The sequence below is a fragment of the Thermosyntropha sp. genome (assembly GCF_017656155.1).
In the GTDB taxonomy this organism is placed as follows: domain Bacteria; phylum Bacillota; class Syntrophomonadia; order Syntrophomonadales; family Syntrophomonadaceae; genus Thermosyntropha.
Genome location: NZ_JACDOH010000012.1, coordinates 15,611 through 41,853, shown reverse-complemented (window position 1 = coordinate 41,853; position 26,243 = coordinate 15,611). Strand labels below are relative to the sequence as shown.

Here is a 26,243-nt window from a genome sequence, read left to right as displayed (position 1 = left end):
AGGGGAGGATTAAAAATGAAGTCAAACGCCTTAGCTTACAACCCAGAAACAGTTGAAACCAGCCTTTATATTACCGGACTTGACTGTCCTAACTGTGCAGCCAAACTGGAAAAAGCAGTACAGGAAATGCCCGGAGTCATAAGCGCTTCATTAAATTTTGCCAGCGGTAAACTTAAAGTGGAGTTTGCGGAAGGAGAACTAAATAAAGACGAAATCATAAAGCTAACCCGTTTTTTAGGCTATGAAGCCATAGAAGCCGAAGAAGATAAAGTTTACGAAAAAGAAAAAAATACCTTCTTAAATCTGCTTTTTACCAACCCTCTTGGTATTTCTTTCATCATATCAGGCATTTGCCTTTTGGTCGGAGGGATTATCTGGCTTGCGAGGGGAAATCCACATCTGGTAGATTTATTATTTATTGCCGGCATAATCGGCGGCATTGCTATGCCAGCGCGCAATGCCTTTAATACCTTAATAAAACTAAAGCAGCTTGACATAAATGCACTTATGATAATCGCAGTTATCGGTGCTGTCTTCATAGGTGAGACAGCCGAAGGAATAATGGTGGTATTTCTTTATTCACTGGGCAATTTCCTGCAGGCTTATACCTTTGATAAAACCAGAAATTCCATAAAAAATCTCATGGCCTTAACGCCCAAAGAAGCACTAGTTATAACCGATAAAGGTGAAGTATTAAAACCGTTAAACCAGATTACGATAGGCGACATAGTCCTGGTGCGCCCCGGTCAGTCTATACCGGTCGACGGCATGGTAGTAAGCGGCAATTCTGCTGTTGACCAGTCTCCTATTACCGGAGAATCAGTACCTGTTTATAAGGAAGCAGGAGATGAAGTTTTTGCCGGCACCCTAAACACCAACGGGGTTTTAAAAATAAAAGCTACTAAATCATATAAAGATACTGCTTTGCAAAAAATAATTTACCTCTTGGAAGAATCCCAGGCTAAGCGTTCCCCGGCTCAGCAGACAGTAGACCGGTTTGCTGCCTATTATACTCCGGCAGTTATCCTGATTGCTTTGCTGGTAGCATCCCTTCCTCCTCTATTGCTGGGGCAGGAAGCGCATAAATGGATTTATCAGGGATTAGCCCTGCTCCTTATAGCCTGTCCCTGTGCCCTGGTAATATCTACCCCGGTAGCTATCGTCTCTGCCTTAGGCAATGCTTCCCGTAAAGGAGTGCTCATAAAAGGAGGCAGCTATCTGGAAGAGTTAGGACGTATTCAGGCTGTTGCCTTTGACAAGACAGGAACGCTTACTAAAGGAAAACCTGAAGTCAACAAAATCATTCTCAAATCCGGTGACGAAAAAACCTTTTTGAGCCTGGCCTGTGCCATAGAAAAAAATTCAGAACACCCGTTGGCTCAAGCGGTAACAAAATATGCCGCATCTGGAAATACAACACCTCTTCAGGCATATGACTTTGAAAATGTTCCGGGAAGAGGGGCTTCAGCTGTTATAGAAGGGAACAGGTACTATATAGGAAGCCCTCTTTTTATAGAACAAAATGGTATTGATTTAAGGGAAGTCAAAGAAGATATAGAGAAATTGGCAACTGAAGGACAAACTGTAGTCGTTCTGGCTTCCTCCCAAAAAATATTGGGGTTAATCGGTATAGCCGATGTCTTGCGGGATGAAACTAAAAAAGCTATAGCCGGAATTAAGAAAATAGGAATTGAAGAAATAATTATGCTGACAGGAGATAATGACAAAGTGGCAGCCAGCATTGCAGACAAAATCGGCTTATCCCATTTTAAAGCCGGTCTCCTACCCGAAGATAAAGAAAATACGGTAAAAGAAATAAAAACTAAATACAAGCTGGCTATGGTGGGAGACGGAATAAATGACGCCCCTGCCTTATCCTCTGCCGATATAGGTATAGCCATGCGAAGCCAAAATGCTGACATAGCTATGGAAACAGCAGATATAGTCCTTATGTCCAACAACTTGTTAACATTGCCTCAAATTATAAACTTAAGCCGCAGGACAGTAAAAATAATAAAGCAAAATATCTTTGCTTCCGTACTCATAAAAATATTAATCTTTCTTCTCATAATACCCGGCATGCTCACCATGTGGCTGGCAGTTGCGGCTGACGTGGGAACCGCTCTGGCTGTAACCTTGAACGGCATGCGCCTTTCCCGCTCCAACAAAGCTTTATCATAATTTAAATCTAAAAAACCGGGGGTAAATTCACTCCCCGGTTTTTATTCAGCCCGTTCATAAACCCACTTCTTACCTGCATCATTGTAAAAAATAAGCAGAGTAAATATAAAAGCACAGATATCAGCAGAAGGAAAAGCCGCCCATACCCCTTTCACTCCCCAGATATGAGATAACGCCAAAACCAGGGGTATCAAAAACAGTATCTGTCTGGCCATACCTAAAATCAAAGCCTGTTTGGCTTTACCCAGTGCCTGATAAAATCCTGCCAAAACCATCTGTACACCTATCAGAAAAACGGCGGCAAAAATTGCCCGTAAAGCCGCAGAACCCTGATTTATAAGCAGGGTATCGCTGGAAAAAATCCGTATGATACATTCCGGGAAAATCATCACCAAGATAAAAGCCATCACGGCCAAAATGCTGGCATATTTAACTGCAAGCAGCAAGACAGACTTAACCCTTTCCCAATCATCAGCCCCATAATTATATCCGACAATAGGCTGCATACCCTGTACTATGCCTAAAATGGGCATAATAGTTATCATCAAAACCCGATTGATTACTCCAAAAACAGCTATGGACAAATCCCCGCCATAAAAAGCCAGTACGTTATTTACTACAATAAACATTATACTATCTGCAGCCTGCCGTCCAAAGGCTGAAGACCCCACATAAATTATTTCCTTTATTATGGAAGGGTTTAATCGCATGTAATCCCAGGATATACGCAAAGTACTGTTGCCTCTGATAAAATACGCCACCATATAAGAGGCAGCACACGCCTGAGCAATTATCGTAGCCAAAGCAGCACCTTTCAGCCCCCAGCGAAAGCCAAAAATAAATAAAGGAGCCAGAGCCGTATTAATTACTGCTGAAAAAATCATAGTCCACATGGCCATACGTGCATTTCCTTCTGCCCGGGCTATATTATTAAAAGACATAGCCAAACCGTAAAACACCGAACCCAACAAAATTATACTCAAAAAATCCCGGGCATAAGGTAAAATAGCTGCAGTAGCTCCAAATAACCTGAGTATGGGATTTATGAATAAAATCCCGCACACTGCATTTATAACCCCTATAATTATTACTAAGATAATTACATTACCCAGAACCTGATTAGCCTCTTTTAAGCGAGAAGCTCCCAAACGCCTTGAGATAATGGAACCTCCGCCTATTCCTACCGCACCGGCTAAAGCCATCAAAATCATCTGCATAGGAAAAGCCACCGAAACGCCAGCTAATCCTAGAGTTCCCACTCCTTTACCTATGAATATGGCATCAACGATATTATAGATACCTGTTACCAGCATACCTACCATCGCTGGTGTAGACAAACTTATAAGCAGTTTCTTTATATCATCAGTACCCAAACGCACACTCTGTTCCTGCATTATCTCACCTCAATTCTTCCAATTAAACATATTGACTCCAATCAACCCAAATTTCGGTCAATCTTTTCCAATAAAGCAACCAAAATTTCCACTTCTTCCTCATCAATCCCCTTAACAAACCGATCCCGTATCTTTTCTTTGGCTTCAAAAATCTGCTTCCTTATCTCCCAGCCTTTCTCCGTTACCAATATCCTGTAAGTGCGGCTGTCTTGTTCATCTTTTACTCTTTTTATATAATCCATATTTTCTAATTTTTTAAGCGAACGGCTGGCATTACTCCGGTCAATTTCTATTCTGGAAGAAATTTCTTCCTGGGTTGTGCCTTCCGCATTATAAATAAGCATAAGCAGCCTCATCTCAGTATGGGTTATACCCAAAAAATATAACTCCTTATCCATCATGCGGCGTATCTTTTTCATAATACTGCCCAGATGTAAAAAAAGCTTTTCCTCCTTCACTATCTTTCATCTCCTTAATAAAATTGTATGCGCACGCAAATATTATAGCACACATTAAAAAAATTTGCGACTTTTTGCTTGGCACCCCACTCCCACTCACCCCTCAGTTTCCTTCAGATCCCACTGTTACCAGTAAACACCCTTGCCTATTGATCGTCTTCCTGCTGGTTAGGCGACAGGGTTTCTTCCTACCCATCGACTCAGCGAACATGCTGAGCAAAGTAACAAGGGACTCCCTGACCAGGCAGTCCCTTGCTATCAAACCCATCCCGCATAAATAATTGAACTAGCTCCCACAGTCCGACCTCAAATAATTATAATAAAGAACTGCAAATATATAACTTAAGAGAAATGCAGTAATAATTCCATCGCTCACTGTAAATAACACATACGATTTGGAAAAAACAAAACCAACTGATATAATCTTTGATAAAATCCCGACCAGGCTGCCCAAACAAAGAAGCAGTATATTATTCTTACTCCATGCCAATTTAAGGCTGATCTTCAATGCCTCAACAACCCCGCTATCTTCATTAATAATTATGATGGGAACATACAAAACCATTGAAAACAGAAAAAAAATAATAAAAATACATACCGCCAGCAAAAACATCTGCCTGATAGGATCAAGGTTGATAATTTCCAAAAGAGCCAACATAAAAGCTGCAACGATACTGAGTAATACAATGACCCCCAAAAGCATTTTAGGCAAAATTTTTATGCTGTCATAAAATATCCTCTGGCAGTTTATAATTTGCACAGAATCTGCATTTAAAAGATTTAAAAAAATAATCACCCAAAATAACTCAAAAACCCAGTAAATACCCCAAAAAACAAAGTCGACCATGACTGAATCGTAAAAACCAGTTATTATCGGTATAAAGGATAAAAAAAAGTGAGTAATAATTACCAGCACAAAATTGACGAAATTACCCTGAATCCAGGTAAAATACCTTTTTGCTGCACCATACATTAAAATTCTCCTCTCTTATGACCGGTAACTGTACAAAGGCTACCTTTTCTCTGGCCTCTACCCTTTACATAGCCTGGCGGTTCTTTTTAACGCTTTTACTTTTTATGGTAAAAACCGTCAAATCAGAACCGCCCCTAATTGCTCAATTGTTATTATCACTTGAATGGTTTTCATTCGTTTTACTCAAGAAACTATATTAATAGAACAAAGCCAAGGGTTTCGCATAATTAGTCCTTAAAAAAGCCTTCGGCAGATAATATATCAATGTGTTAATAATCAATTCACAATGTATAACATCATTTGAATATTTATGGGTACGGAAACTGATTATGTAAAACCCTTAATCTATTAATCAAATAATTAATACAATAGCTTATGGAAAAACTTAGTAATTATCAATAATTACAAACTATGGGCAACCAGGATAACTACTTATAGGACTTATTGTACATGAACCATCTGGATAACCCTTAAATTCAAAATGGCGTAGTTGTCCAAAAGGATATGGTTTTTTAATCATATAACTAACAGAACCCCAAACTTTAACATTATGACCATATGTATTACCATCTTTAGTAGGAAATCTAGTTACTTTAACATTTATATCTGCTACAACATCATCCCAATGATCATTTAAACGTACCTTATCAAAGCCAACTACTTCCCAATCAGCACCAATCGTATATTTAGTATCAAATGGCCCAATTGAAGCTGTATAACTAACTGCCTTTATATATCTACCATCTTCATTATTGTTAGTTGCTAAGTCAACAACCTCTATTACAGCCTTACTTCCATCATCAAATATAATTGTTTTAGTAGGATTTTCAGAAGTAAGCCTTATTCCATTAAGTTTTTCATAAACTACCTTCGGATTTAACGCATCTGGATTTTGATTTAATAAGCTATCAGTCGCAAATGCATTACCAGTCATTCCAAGTATAAAAAATAAAAAAACTGTAACATAAAAAATCTTTTTCATTAGTCTCCTCCCCTTTTCCTAGCTTATCATATTCATATAGGCCGATCCATCAGGATTTCCACGAAACTCATATGTATGAGAAACATATCCACCTAATCCAGGAATACTAGCCTGCCATCCACCTCTAACTAAAATATACTCTCCATTTGTCTTTACTTCCCTAGTTCCTTTAGCTCGTGCTATTATAGGAATTTTTTTCTCTAATGAATCATGGTGACTAATCAAGGTAGCACGATTTAAAGTTTCATGTCCATCCCAAGTTACATGTATTGTATAAACAAGTACTACAGGACCACTTCCTTGTTCAGATCTGTATTCAGCACTAATCGAATCACTATATCTCAATACAGAAAGTGGTTGAGGTATGATACCATTATCACTATGAATATTTAAACTACCACTATTGACTTTTTCAACACTTCTATAAAAAGTAAAAGTTATACTACTACCATCATTAAAGACAATAGTTTGGGGAGTTTCATTAGGATAGAGTACAATATCTTGTAACTTATCTTTTATTTTTTCTTCATCAAAAAAATCCAAAGAGGAAAATTCATTTACATTAGATAAATCTGAATTATTATACTCAGGAAATCCAACTGCATTAGCTATAGAACAGGTTCCAAGTAAAAAGACCATCATTAACAATAAAACACAATTAACTTTCATACGCATTTTCTATCCCCCCAATTTTGTAAAATTACCAACTCAAATTAACCGACTTGCCCTATAATCTTTATTAAGCATAGTAAATCTAGCAGACAATTAATCCCTCCCATCTTTAAAAATACACCCTGTCAGATTTAAGGCTGTTTACATAAATTTACCAGAAAAAAAAAAAAAAAACAAGCCCTTAGATTAAAAAAACTTTTGAAGGCCTAACTGGTAGTCTTTTAAGGAGGCACATCCCCTAATTCAAATTAAAATAAATGCAATTAAATAAGGAAACAGGAAAAGCACACCCTTTTAAACACGTCTTTTTCTAAACACTTTCGGTATCAAATCCGATAGTTTAGCACTAGCCATACCTATACTCGTATCAGCTGCCCCGTAATAGACCAAGATTTCATCATCATCTTCCAAAATTTTTTTATCCTCGGCCGGTACTGCCCCACAGGTAAAAACAACATTCGGCACCCAGGCTCCGCTTAAGCCTACCTCATAATCTTTTTCCGGTTCCAATATAGGATTGAGTGAACGATATATAACCTTCTGCGGATTATCCCTGTCTACCAACAGAACCCCCAATCGGTATATATAGTTATAATCTACACCATGATAGATAAGAAGCCATCCGTATTTGGTTTTTAAAGGCTGAGCTCCAGCCCCTATTTTTAAAGAATCCCACATGCGCCCTGGCCTGGGGCCGACAATTATAGCATGTTTTTCTTTTATAGGAAATTTCAACTTGTCGGTATAAGTTACCCATATACTCGGCTCTATGCGGTGGTAAATAACATACTTCCCATTAATCTTCTCCGGCCATATAATAGCATCTTTATCCCATATATTGGTAAAAGCCAGCCCTTCCCGTTTCCAAGCGGTATACCTGCCCTTAATAAAATCATCAAGCTTTATGGAAGCTGCTGCTACCTGGGCTATATTGCCGTCATAAGCTGTATAAAGCATAAAAATTTTATCTCCTATCACCACGACCCGCGGATCTTCACAGCCCATTTTTTCTTCGGGAATAGCCGGTGAAAAAATAGGCTTAGGAAGTCTTTCCAAAACTCTATATCCATCAGTGATAGCTAATCCTATATGGGAAATATTATCTTCCCCTACCGCCCGATAAAAAAGGTAAACCTTATCTTTTATACGCAAAGCCCCGGGATTTAACACATATTTCGATTCCCATTTATGTTCTTTCACTGGTTCTAAAATGGGATTTTGGGCACAACGTTTAAGATATTTGCTGGGTTCATTAGTAATCTCCTGTACCACCACCGTTACATCCTTGGGCCTGGTAGGAAGCAGAGTATCCAGCAAATTATGGCTGCTTCTCCCTTCCTGAATAAGTTTGAAGACAAACTCCATGATTTCCCGGGGATCATAACCTAAATTGCGGTACAAACATTCTAAAAAATCATGATTAAACCAGCGGCTTTCCACACTGGTAGTAAAAGGAGTAGGAATCTTAAGTCCGCCTTTAAAACTGTAACTGGCCCAGCTCCAGGCTGTACAACTCAAAAAAGTTCCATCTTCTAAAACCTGGCTCAAGCCATATCCATCAGCCATAAGCTCAAAAAGTCTGGCCTTTCCCTGATCTCCCTTTTCTTTAAATTCACACGCCAGCCGTCTTATTCTGCTCACCAATATACGGTGCTGCTGATTTTCAAAAATATTATAGGCCGAGAAATCCTCTCCCTTGGCTAAGGAAAGAAGAGAATTTTTAATTTTTTCCCCGATGTTTTTTCTCTGCATAACCGTAAGGCGGAATAGTTCGCCATAACTTTCAGCCAGAGCAAGCCTGCGCAGAATACTGGTCCAATATCTTAAACGCGGGTATTTTCCCCCTCTGGCTTCAGGCATCTTTCTCACCGCTATCCGGGCAGTTATGCGGTTAAGATAACTTATCTTATGCCCGCTAAGGCCTCCTCCTTGCACAATCTCATCTTTCAAAACCAAAGGCTTAACCGGCGTTTCCCCAAAACTTTCCGGCCTTAGGTTATCTACCAGCCAGAGTAAATCCCGATCAGTATAACTCCAGCTCTCAATGAGATTAGCATAAGTTACTGCATTACGCACATCCATATTTTCAATCAAATCCTGCGGTTTGTAAAACCCTAACGGAATCATGAGGTTTAAAGGAGGAAAGCGCATAATCATTTCCCGCAAAAGCTCATCATTTATGGTAAACATCTGCTGGGGGAAAAAATCCATTATCCAGTTTATAAAAAGTTCAAGCCCGGTATCAGTATCAAGCTCCCCAGGAAAGATTTCAGCCAGAAGATCCTCCAGCCGAGTCATAAAACTCTCTACAGCATTGATTATCTCCCGGGGTGGCGAGCCAGAAGCCAGCCCCAGGCCTTCGGTTACAAATCTTTCAAATCTGTCTTCATAAACCTTTCTCAAATAGCGAAAAATCTCATCTGTGTTGACTATTTCTTCATCTTTCCCGGCTATCTTTTTGGGCACCACAATAGGTTTATTGGGCACATATTCCATGTAGCCCAGCGGTACAATCGGAGGTTTGTGCTGCTCCTTAAGCGCTAACCATCTCCGGCTAAAATCAGGTTTAACCTTTCTGAACTCCTCTGCTATCTTTCGCTCCAAGCCCCGTCCCCTGTAAGCTAAAAAATCGTTCCTTTCCTCTTTTGCTAATACTCTCAACTCGCCCTCCCCCAACCATTTCTTCAGACAGTTAGCAGCCCATGCTGTATAAAATACGTAAAAAATCCGCAAAATCTCATCATGAAGATTCTCATTTTCAAAAGAATACAAAAGCATCAATTCTGTCAGCAAAAAAACCCACTCAGCTTCATTTATTTCCTCCCCATACTGGAGCAAACGTCTTACTTCTGCAGGATAAGTAAAACTGGGTGAGCCCAAATTTTCTTTTTGCTCACTGTATTCCCTTATAAATTCTTCCCGCATCTGGAACAACCGTTCAGAAGAAAAAAAAGCGGTTTTTTCCCCTTCATTTGCTGCTGCACCCGTATCCGCTTTTTTGATAACCAGCCTGTCTTTAAGCCATACCGCACTGTCCCTCTTGATAGCAGTAAACAAAGTTTTTCCCAGCTCTTTTATCGTTTCCCTGCCATAAAGAAGACCTGAGGCCAAAGGGGCCGCCTTTAAACTGACCTCACATACATTCTTGTTCCAGCACAAGGCCCTGGTTATAAGCCAGAAATCAATCCCTTCCCCCGCAATGCTTTCTCCCCAAAATCGAGCCTCATGTGCCAGCTCTTCAACAAAATCATGGGAAATGGCATATACTCCCCCTACAGGATTGATAAAAGAAGAACCATAAAAAACTTCCAAAACAGGTGAAACTAATAAAACTTCCGATAAATAGCGGACAACATCTTCCTTAAAGCCTCCTATAACCATGTCATAATCGTTCTGTATAGGCAAAACAAACCTGTCCAGCCATAAACGTTCCCCCGTCTGCTCCCGGCTTACTGCCATATCAGGAGACAAAAGCAAAAGATCGGCATCTATAAATTTGCATATCTCTATCAAAGCCCTCACCTTCATTCCCCGTCCCCTCACCCGGTCGGGCAAAGTCCACCCCAGATGGGGATGAGAAAGCTTAAGCTGCCTAATAACACTTAAAACCTCTTCTGCCTCACTATCGCCTACCAGCACAATAAGGTATCTTCTTCCCATCCACTTTGAAAGAAGCCGATCCACATCCTTAACCAGATCTAACAGATTACTATCTTTAACCCCAAAAGGGATACCTATAACCAGATCATAATGCTTAAAGTCTTCCAAAAAAGGATATACCTCTTCTAATTTTCCCTCAAATTCCGCCTCCCGCTTGAGATGAGCCAAAATAAAACCTCCTTCGTTTAATAGCAACTGCTGCTATGCTATAATTATGCTCATTTCAAGCGCATTATATTAATTTACCAAAACTCAATATTGGCATCCCCAAACAGGCCGCAAATTTCTAATACTGCGAAACTGCAGAGTAACTTAATCTTTAAAGTTGGCTTATATAGGTATCTTCTCATTAGCCCCATAATATTTTCCAAATTCTAGAAAACAAATTCAAAAAGTTCACTTTGTCAAAAAAGACTGCTTTTTCATTAACAGCATTCAGGATTCACTATATTGGAGGGCCAATATTTTAGACCCAAAAACTCGAATCTACTGCCAGATAACTTTTAATATCTAATTATTTCAAAAAGTATTCCTCCCCGCCTACTTTTCAATACTTCTTTGACAAAAAATATAAAATGATTCTATTTTTAACCTGTTGTTCCACTAAATTCATGCAGTTATACTTACTAAAAACAGCCTTATTAATGGTGTAAATCACAGAAGATAAAAAAATAGCCGGGGTGAAGCAGATGGTAAAGAGGGATAAATTTCCCCTATCTTTTTTATTCTCATCGTTCTTGTTCTTTCAGCTTTAGATGGCTGTTGGGCAGGAAATTTATCTGCTGAGCAGATAAAACTGGAAGGTAAAATAGGTATCTGGTGGAAACTTGCTGCTGTCAGCTTTGGAATTCTCTTTATAGCTGTCGAAAGCTATTTCTTTCCGCTGGCTGAGCTGCCTAACTATATTAGCTATATTGCTTCTAATTATGCATTTATCGAAATGTATATATTCCCGTCAAATATAAAGAAAATAACTTCCTGGGTATTATCATCGGCCATTCATTTATAACCAGCTTTTCCAAGCAATAGATACAAAATTGATTTGCAAATTAAAAAATTCATAAAACATATCCTCTGCTTTCGTCTATACAAAAATAGTCAGACTGTGTGAAAAAACAAATTTTGCACCGTACAGTCATTTTCACACAGTCTGACACCTTTATTTGAGAATCGATTCCATCTTATCTACCAGGGAAGCAAAATATTTTAAGGCTTCTTCTACCGGAGCAGAGGTGGTCAAATCAACCCCAGCCCTTTTAAGTATATTAAGCGGATAATCTGAACCCCCGGCCTGTAAAAATTCCATATACCTTTTTACCGCTTCTTCTCCTTCCTGGGTTATATGCTGTTTTATAGCTGTTGCCGCCGAAAAACCGGTGGCATATTTATATACATAAAAGGCTGTATAAAAATGAGGAATTCTTGCCCATTCCAGAGCTATCTCATCATCCAGGACTACTTCATCACCATAATAGAAGCGGTTAAGATCCCGGTAAATCCTGCAGAATTCATCAACAGTTACCGGTTCTCCTTTTTCCACCTTTTCATGCACTATCTTTTCAAATTCAGCAAACATAGTCTGACGGTAAACCGTGCCTCTGAATTCTTCCAGGTAATGATTTATGAGGTATAGCTTTTCCTTTTCATCATTAGTATTTTTAAGCATATAATCAAGAAGAAGCGATTCATTCACCGTAGAGGCTACTTCAGCCAGGAGTATGGGATACTGGCTGTAAACATAAGGTTGGGAAGTGTTGGAGTAATAGCTATGCAGGGCATGTCCCATCTCATGAGCCAAAGTAAACACATCATCCAGCCTGTTGTCATAATTCAGGAGAACATAGGGATGGCTGTCATAACAGCCCCAGGAATAAGCTCCTCCGGTTTTCCCTTCATTTTCATAAACATCTATCCAGCTGCTTTCCATGCCTTTCTTAAGCTGATTAATATAATCACCGCCTAAAATGCTCAATCCTTCCAAAACCAGTTCTTTAGCTTTATTATATTCATATTCCTTTTTATATTCCTTAACCAATGGGACATAAAGATCGTACATATGGATTTCGTCTAATCCCAAAATCTTTTTGCGCAATGCAATATACTTATGCAGTGCATCTATATGTCTGTGTACAGCAGCAATAAGATTTTCATAAACTTCAACTTTTACATTATCCTGATCCAGGGAAGCCTCTAAAGCAGAAGAATATCCACGCACCCGGGCATAAAAAATATCTCTTTTCACAGAAGCATTCAAAGTTGCCGCCAGGGTATTCTTTAGTTTTTCATAAGAGCTGTAAAGACCTTTAAATGCTGCTTTTCGGACTTCCCGGTCATGACTTTCCATAAAACGCCCAAAATTGCCTTTGGTAAGCTCAATTTCCTGTCCCTTTTCATCCTTTATAATCGGGAATTTTATATCCGCATTATTAAGCATGGAAAATATATTAGAAGCAGCAAACCCGATGTCAGCACTCATAGCCAAAATCTTTTCTTCGTTTTCAGATAAAATATGTTTTTTCCTGCGCCTCAGCTCATCAAAATAATGCCGGTAAAGGGTCAATTCTGGTTCTTCTAAAAACCTATCTAAAGTTTCATCAGCAATATTCATCATTTCAGGAACCATAAAAGCAAGCTGGCTGTTAACTTTAACCCCTAGCATTTCAGCTCTGTCACATAAAACCTGAGACGATGAAAGCGTATTATCTTCATCCCGTTTCATTCTGGCATATACATAGAGTTTTTCGGCAAGCCTTTCGACTTCTTCACTAAGCTTTATAGCTAATAAAAGTTCCTCAGCAGAATTACCTAATCTTCCTTTATACTTTTCTATTTCCCCTAAAAGCTTTTCTACTTTAGAATAATCATCATACCAGGACTTTTCATCCGGATACATATCAGAAAGCTTCCATTTATATTCTTCACTTATCTCCTGCCTCTTTTTCGGCATTTTTTCTCCTCCTTAGCAAAAGAATTTCCTTATCATTATAAAACAGTTCACCTGCTAGTATCTACCAAAAATCATTCCCTGATACATTGTCTAAACGCCTTTAACGTAAAAAACCGGGATCTTATCAATCTCCCGGTTTTTAAAAAGCTTTATTTGATTTTAGCCTGTCTGTTTTTTTGAATTGCATACGCAAGAAGCATAAATCCCAGCCCCAAAATGTCCGTTCTGAGACCAGGACTTATCATCAAAAGCCCTCCTATAAAAAAGATAATACGATCATAAAAACGTCCATAGGTAACAAAATAGCCTGAAACGGCTGCTGCTACACCTATCATTCCTACCACAGCAGTTAAAACGGCCAAAAGCACCTGAGAAAGATGTGCATTTATCATAAGCAGAACCGGCGACATAACAAATATATAAGGAACAATAAAAGCAGCTATAGCCAATTTGGCAGCATTTATTCCTGTTTTCATAGGATTGCTGCGGGCAATTCCTGATCCTGCAAAAGCAGCCAAGGCTACTGGGGGAGTTACATCTGCAATTATGCCAAAATAAAAAGCAAACATATGGGCAGCCAGGAGTGGAACTCCTAAACCTATAACAGCAGGAGCAGCAATAGTTGAGGTAATAACATAGTTAGCCGTTGTAGGAACACCCATTCCTAAAATAATAGAAGTTATCATAGTAAAAATCAAAGTAAGCAAGAGGTTACCATTAGCCAGATCGATAAGAGCCGACCCTAATTTCAGTCCTAAACCTGTTTTAGTTACTACCCCTATAATTATCCCTGCCGCCGCACAGGCTATTATTACTCCCAAAGCAGACCTTGCTCCATCTTCCAGACCTTTAACAATATCCCTTAACGACAAACGGGTTGAAGGCTTCAGCATAGCTGCTACAATGCTTAAAGCTATCGCCCAGAGGGCTGCTTTCATAGGGGAAAAGCCCTTTACCAGCAAATAAATAATGGCTATAAGAGGAATAGCCAAATGTCCCCGCTCCTTTAGAACCTCACCCGCCTTAGGCAACTCTGACCTTGGAATACCTTCCATTCCGTTTTTTCGTGCTTCAAGATGAACTCCCAGCATTATGCCTGTGAAATAAAGTAGAGCTGGGACAATAGCCGCTTTTACTACTTCAATATAAGGAACTCCAACAAATTCAGCCATGAGGAAAGCAGCAGCCCCCATAATAGGAGGCATAAGCTGCCCTCCAGTAGAAGCAGCTGCTTCTACTGCTCCAGCAAATTCAGGCTTATAACCCAACTTTTTCATCATAGGAATGGTAAGACTGCCTGTTCCCGCCACATTTGCTACTGAGCTTCCGGAAATCGTCCCCATAAGCCCGCTTGAAATTACCGCCACTTTTGCCGGTCCCCCTCTAGCCCATCCAGCTAAAGCATTGGCAAGATCAATAAAAAACTGACCCAAACCAGTTTTTTCAAGGTAAGCAGCAAATAGTATAAAAAGAAAAATAAATGTTGAAGAAACCCCCAGAGGAATACCAAAAACACCTTCTGTTGTAAAATAAAGATGACTTACTATCTGATCTAGATTTACTCCCCTGTGGGCAAAAGCACCCGGCATATAGGGACCGGCATAAGCATAAAGCAAAAAAAGAACTGCAATGGTTACGATAGGCCAACCTACCACCCGGCGGGCAGCCTCCAAAACCATCAATATTCCTATTGCTCCTACGATTATGTCAGTCACAGTAGGCATTCCCGCCCGCAAAACCAGTTCCTGATAAAAAACTACTATATAAAGCGGAATAGCAGCAGCTATAACCGCTAATATTCCGTCAATTAAATGCAAATCCTGCCTTGACCAGGATTTGCGCCCTGGATAGAGCAAAAAAACTAGGGCCATAGCAAAAGAAAGATGTACTGCACGCTGCAAAATAGCATCTAAGGTTCCAAATATTCCTGTATATATATGAAACAAGGAAAAACATACAGCAATAACTGCTACTACCAGTTTAAAAAAACCACCATACCGCCGGAAGTCTGATTCCCGGTCATATTGAGCCAAAAACTCTTCAATTTTAATATCTTCATGGTTTAAATCGTGCATTATTTATCAAATACCCCCTTTCTTGCCTGCCACGATTTCACCAGTATGCTAGCTCCATTCAAGTTCTGAATTTCAAGCTCTAAAAGCTCTCCCGGACGGCAATATTTATAAAATGGATATCTTTTGTCCTTATATATCAGAGCCTGCCTAGCTACAGGCATAAAGGCCCAGGTAATTTTCTCATACTTCCGGTTCATATTTTTAAGAACGAAAATCCCATTTTTCAAAGCAAAATCCCCTTCACCGGATAGAAAAGGTAAACCTACCCCAAAGGATTGATAAGAAGTCGAAGTCAACAAAATTATATTTCCCGGTGCCTGAACAAAATGTTCCTGCACCGGGGTCTTCTGTACCGAATGTAAATATTCATAAGAAAAATTTTTCCCTTTAATAAGTGGCAAAATCAAGACTATTTTTCCATCAGATTTTGACAAAACCAGCGAAGGCAGAGGATAAAACAAGAACACAACAATAAAAAACACTATTAATAGGCTTACTATAACTTTAACCCTTTTCATTATCTCATCATAACCTTTGTTAGAACCCTTTATTCATTAAAAAATTTTTCAGCACCTGGATGTAAAGGTATAGATAAACCTTTTTGGGCATTTTGTTTGTTTATCTCTTTGCCTATCGGATGAGCTGCCGCCAAACGGTCAAGGTTGGTAAAAATAGCTTTAGTAGCTTCATAAGCTAAATTCTCATCCATTTTATCAGTAGTTACCAACATAGCCATAACTGCAATACTTTCGACATCTTTATCCTGTTTAGGATAAGTCCCCGCCGGAATAGTTATCTTGGTATAGAAAGGATAATCATTAATTAACTTTTCACGCACATCCCCGTCAACCGGCAGTATAACCACATCATGCTGGGCAGAAATATCCTGCACCGCAGCTGTCGGAAAACCTGCAGTTAAGAAAGCCGCATCAACATTTCCATCTTTAAGGCTGCTAGCTGCTTCAGCAAAAGATAGATATTTAACATTAATATCGTCATAAGTTAGTCCATATGCTTTTAATATCTGTCTGGCATTAGCCTCCACTCCGCTTCCGGCTGCACCAACCGCTACTGTCTTACCTCTTAAATCTGCTACACTTTGTATACCAGTCTTTTTCAATGTAACCACCTGACAAGTCTCAGGATAAAGGCTGGCCAAAGCTTTAAGGCCTTCAACCTTATTTCCGTTAAACATTTCTACTCCGTTAACAGCATAATAAGCAATGTCATTCTGAATAAAAGCTATATCTGCATCTCCGCCCTTAAGCTGATTAGTATTGGCAACTGATGCTCCAGTAGAGGCAGCAGTTGCATTCATGCCCTCAATATTCTTATTGAGCACTTCCGCAATAGCTCCACCTAAAGGATAATAGGTACCTGCTGTTCCGCCGGTAGCAATCGTTAAAAACCTTTTTTGAGATGTTTCACCTGCTTTTTGTCCGCATCCGACCCCTGCTGCCAGGAGAACCACAGTTAATAACATTACCACACTTTTCTTCAAAAGGTTTTTCAATGAAATCCCTCCTAAAATTAGTCTAGCTTTCCTGCAATATTGCCCTTAAATTGTCCGGCACCTTTTCTAAAACACAATCCTCCATCATTATACTTTATTTTCATCTATCATCAAGTTATTTTTATCAAAATCGACAAAATTAATCCGGAAATTACCATAAATTAAAAAAACAGGGCTAACCCATTAGGCTAAACCCCGTTTTTTCTAAAAAACCTGCTCCGTTAATTTTATTTAATCGCCAAATCCTATATTTATTCCTCTATTTTCATCTTTTTGCTTCCATCTTGCTGCAGCTGCAATCCGATCAGCCAGTCTTGATAAGGGAAGACTTTGCATATATACAATTCCGGGTCCTTTAAGGCAAGCTAAAAAGAGTCCTTCCCCTCCAAAGAGAGCATTTTTAAATCCTCCTACAAACTGTATATCATAATCTATACTGGATGAAATAGCAGCCAAACAGCCTGTATCCAATTTTATAACTTCTCCTGGCTGAAGTTCACGCTTTATTAAAGTTCCCCCAGCATGAATAAATGCCATGCCGTCTCCGCTTATTCTTTGCAAGATAAAACCTTCTCCTCCAAATAAACCAGCTCCTAGCTTCTTGGTAAAAGCAATGTCTACATCGACTCCCTTGGCTGCACATAAAAACGCATCTTTTTGGCATATAATTTCTCCCCTAAATTCCTTAAGGTCTACCGGGATTATTTTACCGGGATAAGGTGCTCCAAAAGCTACCCTCCGCCTGCGGTTTCCTTCATTTATAAAAGTAGTTATAAAAAAACTTTCTCCGGTAATCATACGCTTAAACCCTTTAAAAATACCACCTTCGGCACCAGTCTGCATCCTTATATCCTGATCCATATACATCATAGCACCGGCTTCAGCTCTGACTCCTTCTCCTGGATCTAATTCGATTTCCACAATCTGCATGTCATCACCGTAAATCTTGTAATCAATAACATCTGCCACTTTATTCATCCCCTTTGCAAATTAATATAGTTAAATTATAATATAGTGATTAAAGACCGTTTAAGATAAAATTTAAATTTTTCCATATATGTATTAATCTTAATCTATAGGATGTGTTTTTATATGCCAAAATATAAATATTGCCCTATGTGCGCAAAAGAGCTCAACCAAGGATTGCGGTACGGCAGAATCCGCCAGTACTGTTCAAACTGCGGTTTTATATATTATGAAAACCCCCTTCCTACAACTGTAGCCATAGCTGAACTAAACGGCAAGCTTTTACTTATAAAAAGAGGAATTGAACCTTTAAAAGGAATATGGACCTTCCCTTCCGGTTTTATGGAGCTCGATGAAACCCCGGAAGAAAGCTGTCTTAGGGAGCTTAAAGAGGAAACAGGCATGACTGGCCGAATTGAAGACCTGATCGGGGTATTTCACAACAAAACCCCAATGTATGGCGATATTATAAGCCTTATATATTATATAAAACTAGATACAGGAATACCAACACCTGGAGATGATGCAGAAGGTGCAGCTTTAATAAATATAAGCGAAATAAATGATTTAGGCTTTAATTCTTTTAATACCGCTTTTAAAATATATAAAGAAAAATATTACTCAAAAAAACCAGATATGATATAAAAGTATAATCTTATCAAAGGGGGAAATCTTCCTATGCGCAGGCTGGCATCATTATTTTTGGCAGGTTTAGCTACCCTTCTACCTTTAGTAATATCCATCTATTTTATCTACTGGATATTTAAGACGGTTGACAGCATCCTAGCACCTGTCTTAAAACATTACATAGGCCATACCATTCCAGGTCTGGGTTTTCTCATAACTATAACCTTGGTAATCCTTATTGGTCTTATATCCACCAATATAGCCGGTCGAAAAATAATCACCTGGTGGGAAAATCTTTTTATTCAAATACCACTACTAGGTAAGATATATGGTACAGTCAAAAGAATAACCAGTTCACTTTTTTCTAAAGAAAAAAGCTCTTTCAGGCAGGTTGCTCTAATCGAATTCCCCCGGCCGGGAATTTATTCCCTGGCCTTTGTTACCAATGATGAAGTACCTTTTATGGAAGAAGAGGTCTACACCTTATTTGTCCCTACTACTCCAAATCCTACTTCTGGATGGTTTATCATCATGCCTAAAGACAAAGTTCGCATATTAGATATAGGAGTTGACCGGGGAATTGAAATGGTAATATCGGCAGGCATGGTAAATGGAAACAATTTCTACCAAAATAAATAACTTTCTTAATATTCAATTTCGGTAAACACTTCAAATCTTTCTCCTTTATAAAGCGCATATAGAATGCTTTTTGCTATTTCTTCATCAGCTATCCAGTAGCTGGCTCCTGAATAAGGGCACCAGTAGTGATGGCCGGGTAAAGTCTGATTTATGATATTTTCTTCTTTGATAATACGCACAGCATCAGCTAAATGAATCATATCAGACAAAGATAAATTAGTCCGGACATACTGGCTGATATCAGCTATAACCGAAGGCAGCTTTAAAAGGTTTTCTTTTTTTCTCATAGTTCTTGCCAAAGCTATTAGTAGTCTTTGCTGCCTTTGGGTGCGGCCTATATCAGCATCAGGTCCTCCTCTGAATCTGGCATAAACTAGAGCTTCTTTTCCATTTAACCGCTGAGGCCCCTTTTTAATAAAGACATTCTGCGAATACCAACAAATCTCTACATCAACATCGACATAAACCCCGCCTAAACTGTCTACCACCTTTTCAAAACCCTTAAAGTCAGTCAGCACATAATACCTTACATCTGTTCCTAAGAACCGGCTAACTTCCCGGCAGGTAGTCTCCGGGCCATAGAGCTGGGTTATCATATTTATTTTTCTTGCCTGTCTCCGCAAAATTATCCTGGTGTCCCGCGGTATAGAAAGCAAAACCAACCTTCTATACTCAGGATAAATACTCACCAGTATTATCGCGTCACTGCGTGCTATATTTTCGCCCGGTCTGGCATCTATACCCAAAAGAAGCACATTTACCGGTTTACCCTTCTTAAGCAGACTTTCTACAGAAGGATAAAAATTTTTATCTACAACTGCGCTGAGCAGAGTAAGACTCAGAATAAGCGCAATTATTATTCGGGGCTCTCTAATCTTTTTCATCTTATCTATTCTCACTGCAAAACAATACCTGATGATTAAATAAATATGCTGAACAAAACTTTAAAATACCTTATGCCTTTATAACTAACATAACTTTATAACAACAAAAAATAGAAAGGCTCAATTAAAAGCCTTTGCAACATTTTACTGAGAAGATAAACCGTCATTTTCCACGGTATCATCATTTGAATTACTGTTTAAAACTTCATTTTCCTCATTTGGAACAATATTTTCAACATTATCAGAATAAAAACCATTAATCTCAGGCTCATCGGCGGGATTAATACTTTCAGGGATAGAAGTAACACTTTGTGAAGTTTCCATATTATTATTATCACTATAACTATGAGAAGTTATTTCTCCTCCCCTGCTTCTTCTTATCGTCCAGTTAGGCGGATCCTGCGCAACTTCATATGTCTTACCGTTAAACAAATCATCAATTATTCCTCTTGCAATCTCCCGATCTGCTTCCCAGTAGCTAGCCCCAGTTTTAGGGTCGGTAAAAGAATATCCCGGCAAAGTCTGAGTAATAATAGCAGAATAATCAAATTTTTTAGCTAGCTTTGCTAAATATAAAGCTTCACTTAAAGGGATATTAGTCCGGACATTTTCCATTATCTGCGGAACCAGTTTGGGAAGCTTCAAAATATTGCCCCCACTAAACATCTGCTCAGCCAAAGCCTTAACAAACTTCTGTTGTCTTCCCGTTCTTCCTATGTCAGCCGTCGGACCTCCCCTATAGCGCACATAACGCAGGGCATCTTTGCCATTAAGCACCTGTTCTCCTTTAGATAAATTAATATTAAGATTAGGATCCGGGTCATAATGATACATATCAGTTTCCACATCAATCTTAACTCCGCCTAAAGAATCAATTATCTTGGCGAAGCCTTCAAAATTTACAATCACATAATATCTAACCTCACAGCCTAAAAGCTCCCCTACTATTTCACAGGCCGCTTCAGGTCCCCGAAGAAGATTTACGCTGTTTATCTTGGCTGATACTCCCGGCTTTACTTCTATTCTGGTATCCCGCGGTATCCACACCATAGCGACTTTTTTAGTTTCCTTGTCAATGCTCGCCAAAATCATAGTGTCACTGCGGGAATTAAGCTCGGTTTGTCTTGCATCTATTCCCATTATAAGCACATCGATCCTCTGGTTTCCCAACAAACCATCTGCCCCATCTCCGCTTCTTATATCAATCTGCTTACCAATAAAAGCCCCCAAACCAAAAGCTGCCATAAAAACAAGCAGAACAGAAACTAAAAACCTTGCCCTGTACACTATTTAATCCACCAGCTTTCACATTTTTGATGTCTAAAATATTTTAGAAGCTGTGCTTCGAAATGTCCAGATCCAAAAATAAATAAGCGGGAAAACCCCGCCTTTAAAGCCGCATCTCTATTTTTAAAGCCAGCTCGTTAAGTCCCTGCCCGGTTTTGGCCGAAACATAAGCCGCACTGCCATTTTTCATCGACAAATCATCTACCAAATCAATTTTGTTATATACCGGAATTATTCTGGACTTATCAACTCCCAGATCTTCTAAAACTCCTTCTACCGTTTCTATTTTATCAATATATTCAGGATCGGAAATGTCAATAACATGCAACAAAACATCTGCATAAACAGTTTCCTCAAGTGTAGAACGAAAAGCAGCCACCAAATGATGAGGCAAATCCTGAATAAAACCTACCGTATCAGTTATAAGGACTTCATTTTTATCATTCAGCCTTATCTTTCGGGTCGTAGTATCTAAAGTCTGGAATAGACGATCATCTGCCTCTACCTGCTCGCTTTTACTCATATGGAAATGCCGACACAAAACATTAAACAAGCTGGATTTTCCGGCATTGGTATAACCAACCAGCGAAATTTCCTTTATCCCTGCCCGTTCTCTTCTCTTGCGATGGAGCCTTCTCATATCTTTAACCTGTTCTAATTGTTTCTTTATTTCCTGTATCCTTCTTCTTATATGTCTTTTGTCCAGCTCCAGCTTTTGTTCTCCCGCTCCTCTAGTTCCAATACCTCCCCCTAAACGGCTCATTTCTTTCCCTCTTCCGGTCAACCTGGGGAGCTTATACTGAAGTCTGGCCAGTTCTACCTGTAATATACCTTCCTTAGAGCGGGCACGCTGGCTGAAAATGTCTAAAATAAGAAGGGTTCGGTCTACAATCTTAATCTCTAAAGCCTCCTCCAGATTTCTAATCTGCACCGGAGAAAGCTCACGGTCAAAAACTATCAAATCCGGATTTAGCACGGACCGTAGATGCTTAAGTTCTTCCAGCTTTCCCTTACCGATATATATAGACGAACTGGGCCTTTCCCTGGTCTGAATCAGGGTAGCAACAACATCTCCCCCGGCTGCCTTAACCAGACCTTCAAGTTCATTTAACTTCGCTTTAAACCTGTATTCGTCTTCTCTCTTATCCCTGACTCCTACCAAAATTGCCCTTTCCCTGATCTGATCTTTCAACACTTCATCTCCTCAAAAAGTTTTTTATCCTTTAAGTTTCGTAAAAATCAGATAAGAATAAATCACCGGCAAACCGGCCATAACTGTAACCGCAATCAAGAAAATTATCATACCCAGCCCACCATTTACAAAAGCCGAAGCCAAACAGAAAAGCCCTCCTATCACCCACACCTTAGCCCCCAAACGGTGGGTCTTTTGCCATACCTGTTCATCAGCCAGAGTCCACGGCGTCTTTATTCCTACAAAATAATTATGTCTGAACTGCCCCATAAAGTTTCCAATCATGATAAAAACCAGTGCTGTCATAATCTTGATTACCATGGCCATATTCAAATTATACCCCAAAGCCGCCAAAATAGTTACTCCGTAAAATACCCCGAAAAACAAGACCATCATCCAGCGTATAAAAGTATATGCACCTGCAAAACGGGAATAATTTTCTTTTTTAGGATCAAGCCGGGGTAAAATAATAAGCATAAGATATAAAACCAGAGTCGTCACCGGCATACAAAAAGCTCCATAGAGGCGGCGGGAATAATAAGCATCGACTTCTCCACGCAAATTCCAGTGTCTCGGAACCTGTTCCGGCAGATGCGGATATAACAAAAAAGCTGCTATAAAAAGGCCGGCCATAAAAACCCACAAAGGCCAATCCCTCTTCACATCTGCCCATTCTAAAGCCTTTTCTTCATCTTTCCTCATGAATATTCCTCCTTCTTTTCTCTTCTGTCTTACCCTTCATCGCCATCATTTTTCCTCCCATCACTGCATCCTAAAAAATCATAAAACCAGCAAACCACTTCCTGAAAAACTGTTGTGTTAAGTGAATAATAAATATTCTGCCCCTTTCGTACATCCTGCACCAAGTTAGCCTGTTTCAAAACATTCAAGTGGTGAGATATGCTGGGTTTGGTCATAGCAAAATGCTCGGCAATCTCTCCAGCCGTAAGATCACCCCCCTGCAGCAATTTCAGGATTTCTCGCCTTGTATTATCTGATAAAGCCTTAAACACATTATTCAATGACATAAATATCTCCTCAATAATCATTTCGATATTTAGAAAATTATCTAAATTTCTAATTAAATTGTAACCTATTAAATCTAAAAAAGCAAATTCTTTTAAAACCCTTTAACTTTTGCGGAAAATTCTGTAAAATAAAAGCAATAAGGGTGAAGGAGGAGAAAGATAATGATCGATAAAACCCCTTTTGATATTAAAGGCACAGTATTGGAAACCTTAGACATAAGAATAACCGAATTTACACCTGAAAGAGTAGTTGCCGTAATGCCGGTAGGCCCTAAAGTTTACCAGCCATTTAAAATAATGCACGGGGGAGTGTCTTTAGTATTAGCTGAAACTGTTGCCTCAGCGGGCAGCTATCAGTTCATCAATGCTGCAACCCACCGGGCAGTAGGTTTGGAAATAAATGCCAATCATGTCCGCAGCGTAAGCAAGGGAGTAGTAAAAGCAATCGGAGTTCCGCTCCATATAGGAAAAAGAACCATTATATGGGATATAAAAATATATGACGAAGAAGAAAACTTAATATGTATATCCCGCTGCACCATGGCAATAATAGAAGCTTAAAAAATCTTTATAATAGCTCCTAATTTTTTCATAGAAGTTTTCCTCCACTTTACTAAATCCTAAAAGTAAACCAATATCCAACAAAACAATAAAAGCAGGTCTATTGGACTTTTGAAAGATTTATTAAAAAACTAAATCACAACCTGCTTGATGACATCACATCTGTAAAGCAAAAATTAGAAAAAGTGATTTGAAAATATCCTGCAAAAATTAAAATCATCCCGTTGATTTTGTTAACAACATATGGTAATATACTTACAATAAAATATTTAACTCCGAGCTTTCTTACCTAAAGTTTTTAACCAAGGTAATTAAGCCAATGGGTATAGTTGGAAACAGCTATGCCTCCCGTGTTTTGGAAAGGAGTTTTTTATGATGAAGTTCCTAGGACAGGTGTGTACTGTTCTTTTCCAAAACACCTGTCTTTTTTATTTTGTTTAAAACCGCATACTTTTGTTCTCCGAGCCCTGTAAACCCAAGGTTTAACACTACGGTTTCCGGGCCAATGGGTATAGGCGAAAACAGCTATGCCTCCCGTGTTTTAGAAAAGGGATAAAACCAATTTACCCCAAAAAGGTATAATTTATATCTTTAGTCCAACAAAATGCAGTCTGTTAAAAATCTTAACAGCGGGACACAAAAGGTAAGGAGAACTAAATGCCAGTAAAAAGCCACAGGTTTTTTACATACAATCCCAATCTTTTTCTTCCCGCTTTTCACAAAGCGGGCTTTTTTAGTTCTGTCATTTTAAAAATGCGTTATATTATGTTATAATGAAAAAATTAATTATTATGTTAGATAATAACGCATATAATTTGTATATAAAAAATAAATAGCCTTTTAAAAAAGTTCCGTAATATATTAAAATCAAAAAAGTACCATATCTATTTTCAGGGATTAATTTTTTAAATCCAAAATTATATTAAGGGTGGGGGTGAAAATCAAAGTTTTCACTTTTAAAAACAATTAATCTAAAGGGGAGGGAAGGTTTTGTGAGTACCGTTGTCACCAAAGAAATTATCCATGTTACCGACCGCTGTAAATCCTGTGACCACTGTACATCCGTTTGTCCCACAGGAGCAATTAAAGGACGCTTAGGGGAAAAGCACTATATTGACCACAAAAAATGCGTCAACTGTGGACAATGTCTTATCAATTGTCCCTTCGGAGCCATAGTCGATATGAGTATGGCAGAACAGGTCAAAAAAGCTTTAGCTGATCCTAGCAAAGTAGTAGTTGTCCAAACCGCCCCCGCAGTCCGGGTAGCTTTAGGGGAAGAATTTGGCCTTGAGCCTGGAGCCAATGTAAAAGGCAAAATGTTCGCTGCTCTTAGAAGACTAGGATTTGATAAAGTATATGACACTGAATTTGCTGCTGACCTGACTATAATGGAAGAAGGAACTGAACTTATTCACCGTATTTTTGCACATGTAGGAGTACCCGGTTATGAAAAATCAGGACCGCTTCCGCAATTTACATCATGCTGTCCAGCCTGGATTAAATATGCGGAAGACAGATATCCCAAAATACTGCCTCACATCTCATCTGCCAAATCACCGCAGCAAATGTTCGGAGCAGTTGCCAAAACTTATGCAGCACAAAAATTAAATGTAAATCCGGCTGACATGTATGTAGTTTCAATTATGCCCTGCACCGCTAAAAAATACGAGTGTCAGCGCGAAGAAATGATAGCAAGCGGTTTTCAGGATGTAGATGCAGTATTAACCACCCGCGAATTGGCTCAAATGATTAAAGATGCTGGAATAAACTTCTTAAGTCTGCCGGATGAAAAAGCCGACCGTTTGATAGGCTCCTCAACCGGTGCTGCCACTATATTTGGGGTCACCGGGGGAGTAATGGAAGCAGCCTTGCGTACTGCTTATGAAATATTAAGCGGACAATCTTTGGGTAATGTAGAATTTAAAACCGTACGCGGCAGAAAACCAATACGGGAAGCCACAGTAAATATCCCCATAAAAGAACTGGGCAAAACCGTGCCGGTTAATGTATGCATAGTAAGCGGACTTAAATATGTAAACGAAGTAATCGAAGATGTCCTGGCCGGACGCAGTAAATACCACTTTATCGAAGTTATGAACTGCCCTGGCGGTTGTATTAACGGTGGCGGGCAGCCAATCAGACGGGATACTTATTAAAAGAGAGGTGATATGTGATGAATATCTTCGTTGAAAGAGGAGGAATAA

21 protein-coding genes and 2 riboswitches are annotated in these 26,243 nt (G+C 39.1%); of the genes, 5 read left to right on the top strand and 16 right to left on the bottom strand.

Features of this window, described 5'->3' with window-relative positions; genetic code table 11:
- The first annotated feature begins 15 nt into the window (after window positions 1-15).
- On the top strand, window positions 16-2,181 hold the full coding sequence (locus tag H0Z36_RS10190) for a cation-translocating P-type ATPase (protein WP_296866056.1): 2,166 nt from the start codon (window positions 16-18) through the stop codon (window positions 2,179-2,181).
- A gap of 41 nt (window positions 2,182-2,222) precedes the next feature.
- Here H0Z36_RS10190 and H0Z36_RS10185 read toward each other — a convergent pair whose 3' ends face one another.
- The 11 genes from H0Z36_RS10185 to H0Z36_RS10135 form a co-directional block, all read right to left on the bottom strand.
- Complete coding sequence (locus H0Z36_RS10185) at window positions 2,223-3,575, bottom strand: MATE family efflux transporter (RefSeq protein WP_296866054.1); 1,353 nt, start codon at window positions 3,573-3,575, stop codon at window positions 2,223-2,225.
- Window positions 3,576-3,616: 41 nt separating this feature from the next.
- Window positions 3,617-4,033 (bottom strand): MarR family transcriptional regulator, encoded by a 417-nt coding sequence (locus H0Z36_RS10180; RefSeq protein ID WP_296866052.1) that lies wholly within the window; start codon window positions 4,031-4,033, stop codon window positions 3,617-3,619.
- A gap of 286 nt (window positions 4,034-4,319) precedes the next feature.
- Window positions 4,320-5,006, bottom strand: coding sequence for a hypothetical protein (locus tag H0Z36_RS10175; protein WP_296866050.1), 687 nt, complete (start codon window positions 5,004-5,006; stop codon window positions 4,320-4,322).
- A gap of 409 nt (window positions 5,007-5,415) precedes the next feature.
- Complete coding sequence (locus tag H0Z36_RS10170) at window positions 5,416-5,988, bottom strand: hypothetical protein (RefSeq protein WP_296866047.1); 573 nt, start codon at window positions 5,986-5,988, stop codon at window positions 5,416-5,418.
- Between the two features lie 18 nt (window positions 5,989-6,006).
- The gene (locus H0Z36_RS10165) at window positions 6,007-6,663 is read right to left on the bottom strand and encodes a hypothetical protein (RefSeq protein WP_296866044.1); all 657 of its coding nucleotides are present in this window, start codon (window positions 6,661-6,663) and stop codon (window positions 6,007-6,009) included.
- 291 nt (window positions 6,664-6,954) lie between these two features.
- Window positions 6,955-10,488, bottom strand: a complete 3,534-nt coding sequence (locus H0Z36_RS10160; RefSeq protein ID WP_296866041.1) for a glycosidase — start codon at window positions 10,486-10,488, stop codon at window positions 6,955-6,957.
- Between the two features lie 991 nt (window positions 10,489-11,479).
- On the bottom strand, window positions 11,480-13,267 hold the full coding sequence (pepF, locus tag H0Z36_RS10155) for an oligoendopeptidase F (protein WP_296866038.1): 1,788 nt from the start codon (window positions 13,265-13,267) through the stop codon (window positions 11,480-11,482).
- 149 nt (window positions 13,268-13,416) lie between these two features.
- Entirely contained in the window at window positions 13,417-15,342 is a 1,926-nt protein-coding gene (locus H0Z36_RS10150; RefSeq protein ID WP_296866035.1) for a TRAP transporter permease, read from the bottom strand.
- A complete protein-coding gene (locus H0Z36_RS10145; RefSeq protein WP_296866033.1) occupies window positions 15,342-15,860 on the bottom strand; it encodes a DUF1850 domain-containing protein in 519 nt (172 codons plus the stop codon). Before H0Z36_RS10145 ends, H0Z36_RS10150 begins: the two co-directional genes overlap by 1 nt.
- 29 nt (window positions 15,861-15,889) lie before the next feature.
- Window positions 15,890-16,855, bottom strand: coding sequence for a TAXI family TRAP transporter solute-binding subunit (locus H0Z36_RS10140; protein ID WP_296866030.1), 966 nt, complete (start codon window positions 16,853-16,855; stop codon window positions 15,890-15,892).
- 231 nt (window positions 16,856-17,086) lie between these two features.
- A complete protein-coding gene (locus H0Z36_RS10135; protein WP_296866028.1) occupies window positions 17,087-17,833 on the bottom strand; it encodes a TIGR00266 family protein in 747 nt (248 codons plus the stop codon).
- A gap of 114 nt (window positions 17,834-17,947) precedes the next feature.
- On the opposite strand from H0Z36_RS10135, the gene H0Z36_RS10130 reads away from it, so the two are divergent.
- Both H0Z36_RS10130 and H0Z36_RS10125 read left to right on the top strand, forming a co-directional pair.
- Complete coding sequence (locus tag H0Z36_RS10130; RefSeq protein ID WP_296866025.1) at window positions 17,948-18,466, top strand: NUDIX hydrolase; 519 nt, start codon at window positions 17,948-17,950, stop codon at window positions 18,464-18,466.
- A gap of 33 nt (window positions 18,467-18,499) precedes the next feature.
- Window positions 18,500-19,087 carry a DUF502 domain-containing protein gene (locus H0Z36_RS10125; protein ID WP_296866022.1) on the top strand — a complete coding sequence of 196 codons (588 nt, stop codon included), beginning with the start codon at window positions 18,500-18,502 and terminating at the stop codon, window positions 19,085-19,087.
- Window positions 19,088-19,092: 5 nt separating this feature from the next.
- On the opposite strand, the gene H0Z36_RS10120 is transcribed toward H0Z36_RS10125, so the two are convergent.
- From H0Z36_RS10120 to H0Z36_RS10100, 5 genes are all read right to left on the bottom strand, one after another.
- The gene (locus H0Z36_RS10120) at window positions 19,093-19,971 is read right to left on the bottom strand and encodes an LCP family protein (RefSeq protein WP_296866020.1); all 879 of its coding nucleotides are present in this window, start codon (window positions 19,969-19,971) and stop codon (window positions 19,093-19,095) included.
- Between the two features lie 144 nt (window positions 19,972-20,115).
- Window positions 20,116-21,258, bottom strand: a complete 1,143-nt coding sequence (locus H0Z36_RS10115) for an LCP family protein (protein ID WP_296866016.1) — start codon at window positions 21,256-21,258, stop codon at window positions 20,116-20,118.
- A gap of 103 nt (window positions 21,259-21,361) precedes the next feature.
- Window positions 21,362-22,450 (bottom strand): GTPase HflX, encoded by a 1,089-nt coding sequence (hflX, locus tag H0Z36_RS10110; RefSeq protein ID WP_296866013.1) that lies wholly within the window; start codon window positions 22,448-22,450, stop codon window positions 21,362-21,364.
- 24 nt (window positions 22,451-22,474) lie between these two features.
- Entirely contained in the window at window positions 22,475-23,152 is a 678-nt protein-coding gene (locus H0Z36_RS10105) for an SdpI family protein (protein ID WP_296866011.1), read from the bottom strand.
- A gap of 29 nt (window positions 23,153-23,181) precedes the next feature.
- Window positions 23,182-23,478, bottom strand: coding sequence for an autorepressor SdpR family transcription factor (locus H0Z36_RS10100; RefSeq protein WP_296866009.1), 297 nt, complete (start codon window positions 23,476-23,478; stop codon window positions 23,182-23,184).
- Window positions 23,479-23,640: 162 nt separating this feature from the next.
- Here H0Z36_RS10100 and H0Z36_RS10095 point away from each other — a divergent pair, with 162 nt between their 5' ends.
- Window positions 23,641-24,039 (top strand): hotdog fold thioesterase, encoded by a 399-nt coding sequence (locus H0Z36_RS10095; RefSeq protein ID WP_296866007.1) that lies wholly within the window; start codon window positions 23,641-23,643, stop codon window positions 24,037-24,039.
- A 261-nt stretch (window positions 24,040-24,300) separates the two neighbouring features.
- Window positions 24,301-24,421: riboswitch (molybdenum cofactor riboswitch) on the top strand.
- 64 nt (window positions 24,422-24,485) lie between these two features.
- A riboswitch (molybdenum cofactor riboswitch) is annotated at window positions 24,486-24,607 on the top strand.
- Between the two features lie 424 nt (window positions 24,608-25,031).
- Window positions 25,032-26,195: a [FeFe] hydrogenase, group A gene (locus H0Z36_RS10090; protein ID WP_296866006.1), complete on the top strand. Its 1,164-nt coding sequence runs from the start codon at window positions 25,032-25,034 to the stop codon at window positions 26,193-26,195.
- The last annotated feature ends 48 nt before the right edge of the window (window positions 26,196-26,243 follow it).

What these genes read in the sequence shown, in the direction of transcription:
- H0Z36_RS10185 (WP_296866054.1), bottom strand. Translation starts at nt 3,575, where the DNA reads ATGCAGGAACAGAGTGTGCGTTTGGGTACTGATGATATAAAGAAACTG.
- H0Z36_RS10135 (WP_296866028.1), bottom strand. Translation starts at nt 17,833, where the DNA reads ATGAATAAAGTGGCAGATGTTATTGATTACAAGATTTACGGTGATGAC.
- H0Z36_RS10125 (WP_296866022.1), top strand. Translation starts at nt 18,500, where the DNA reads ATGCGCAGGCTGGCATCATTATTTTTGGCAGGTTTAGCTACCCTTCTA.
- H0Z36_RS10120 (WP_296866020.1), bottom strand. Translation starts at nt 19,971, where the DNA reads ATGAAAAAGATTAGAGAGCCCCGAATAATAATTGCGCTTATTCTGAGT.
- H0Z36_RS10150 (WP_296866035.1), bottom strand. Translation starts at nt 15,342, where the DNA reads ATGCACGATTTAAACCATGAAGATATTAAAATTGAAGAGTTTTTGGCT.
- H0Z36_RS10145 (WP_296866033.1), bottom strand. Translation starts at nt 15,860, where the DNA reads ATGAAAAGGGTTAAAGTTATAGTAAGCCTATTAATAGTGTTTTTTATT.
- H0Z36_RS10165 (WP_296866044.1), bottom strand. Translation starts at nt 6,663, where the DNA reads ATGCGTATGAAAGTTAATTGTGTTTTATTGTTAATGATGGTCTTTTTA.
- H0Z36_RS10190 (WP_296866056.1), top strand. Translation starts at nt 16, where the DNA reads ATGAAGTCAAACGCCTTAGCTTACAACCCAGAAACAGTTGAAACCAGC.
- pepF (WP_296866038.1), bottom strand. Translation starts at nt 13,267, where the DNA reads ATGCCGAAAAAGAGGCAGGAGATAAGTGAAGAATATAAATGGAAGCTT.
- H0Z36_RS10130 (WP_296866025.1), top strand. Translation starts at nt 17,948, where the DNA reads ATGCCAAAATATAAATATTGCCCTATGTGCGCAAAAGAGCTCAACCAA.
- H0Z36_RS10100 (WP_296866009.1), bottom strand. Translation starts at nt 23,478, where the DNA reads ATGTCATTGAATAATGTGTTTAAGGCTTTATCAGATAATACAAGGCGA.
- H0Z36_RS10105 (WP_296866011.1), bottom strand. Translation starts at nt 23,152, where the DNA reads ATGAGGAAAGATGAAGAAAAGGCTTTAGAATGGGCAGATGTGAAGAGG.
- H0Z36_RS10170 (WP_296866047.1), bottom strand. Translation starts at nt 5,988, where the DNA reads ATGAAAAAGATTTTTTATGTTACAGTTTTTTTATTTTTTATACTTGGA.
- H0Z36_RS10175 (WP_296866050.1), bottom strand. Translation starts at nt 5,006, where the DNA reads ATGTATGGTGCAGCAAAAAGGTATTTTACCTGGATTCAGGGTAATTTC.
- H0Z36_RS10095 (WP_296866007.1), top strand. Translation starts at nt 23,641, where the DNA reads ATGATCGATAAAACCCCTTTTGATATTAAAGGCACAGTATTGGAAACC.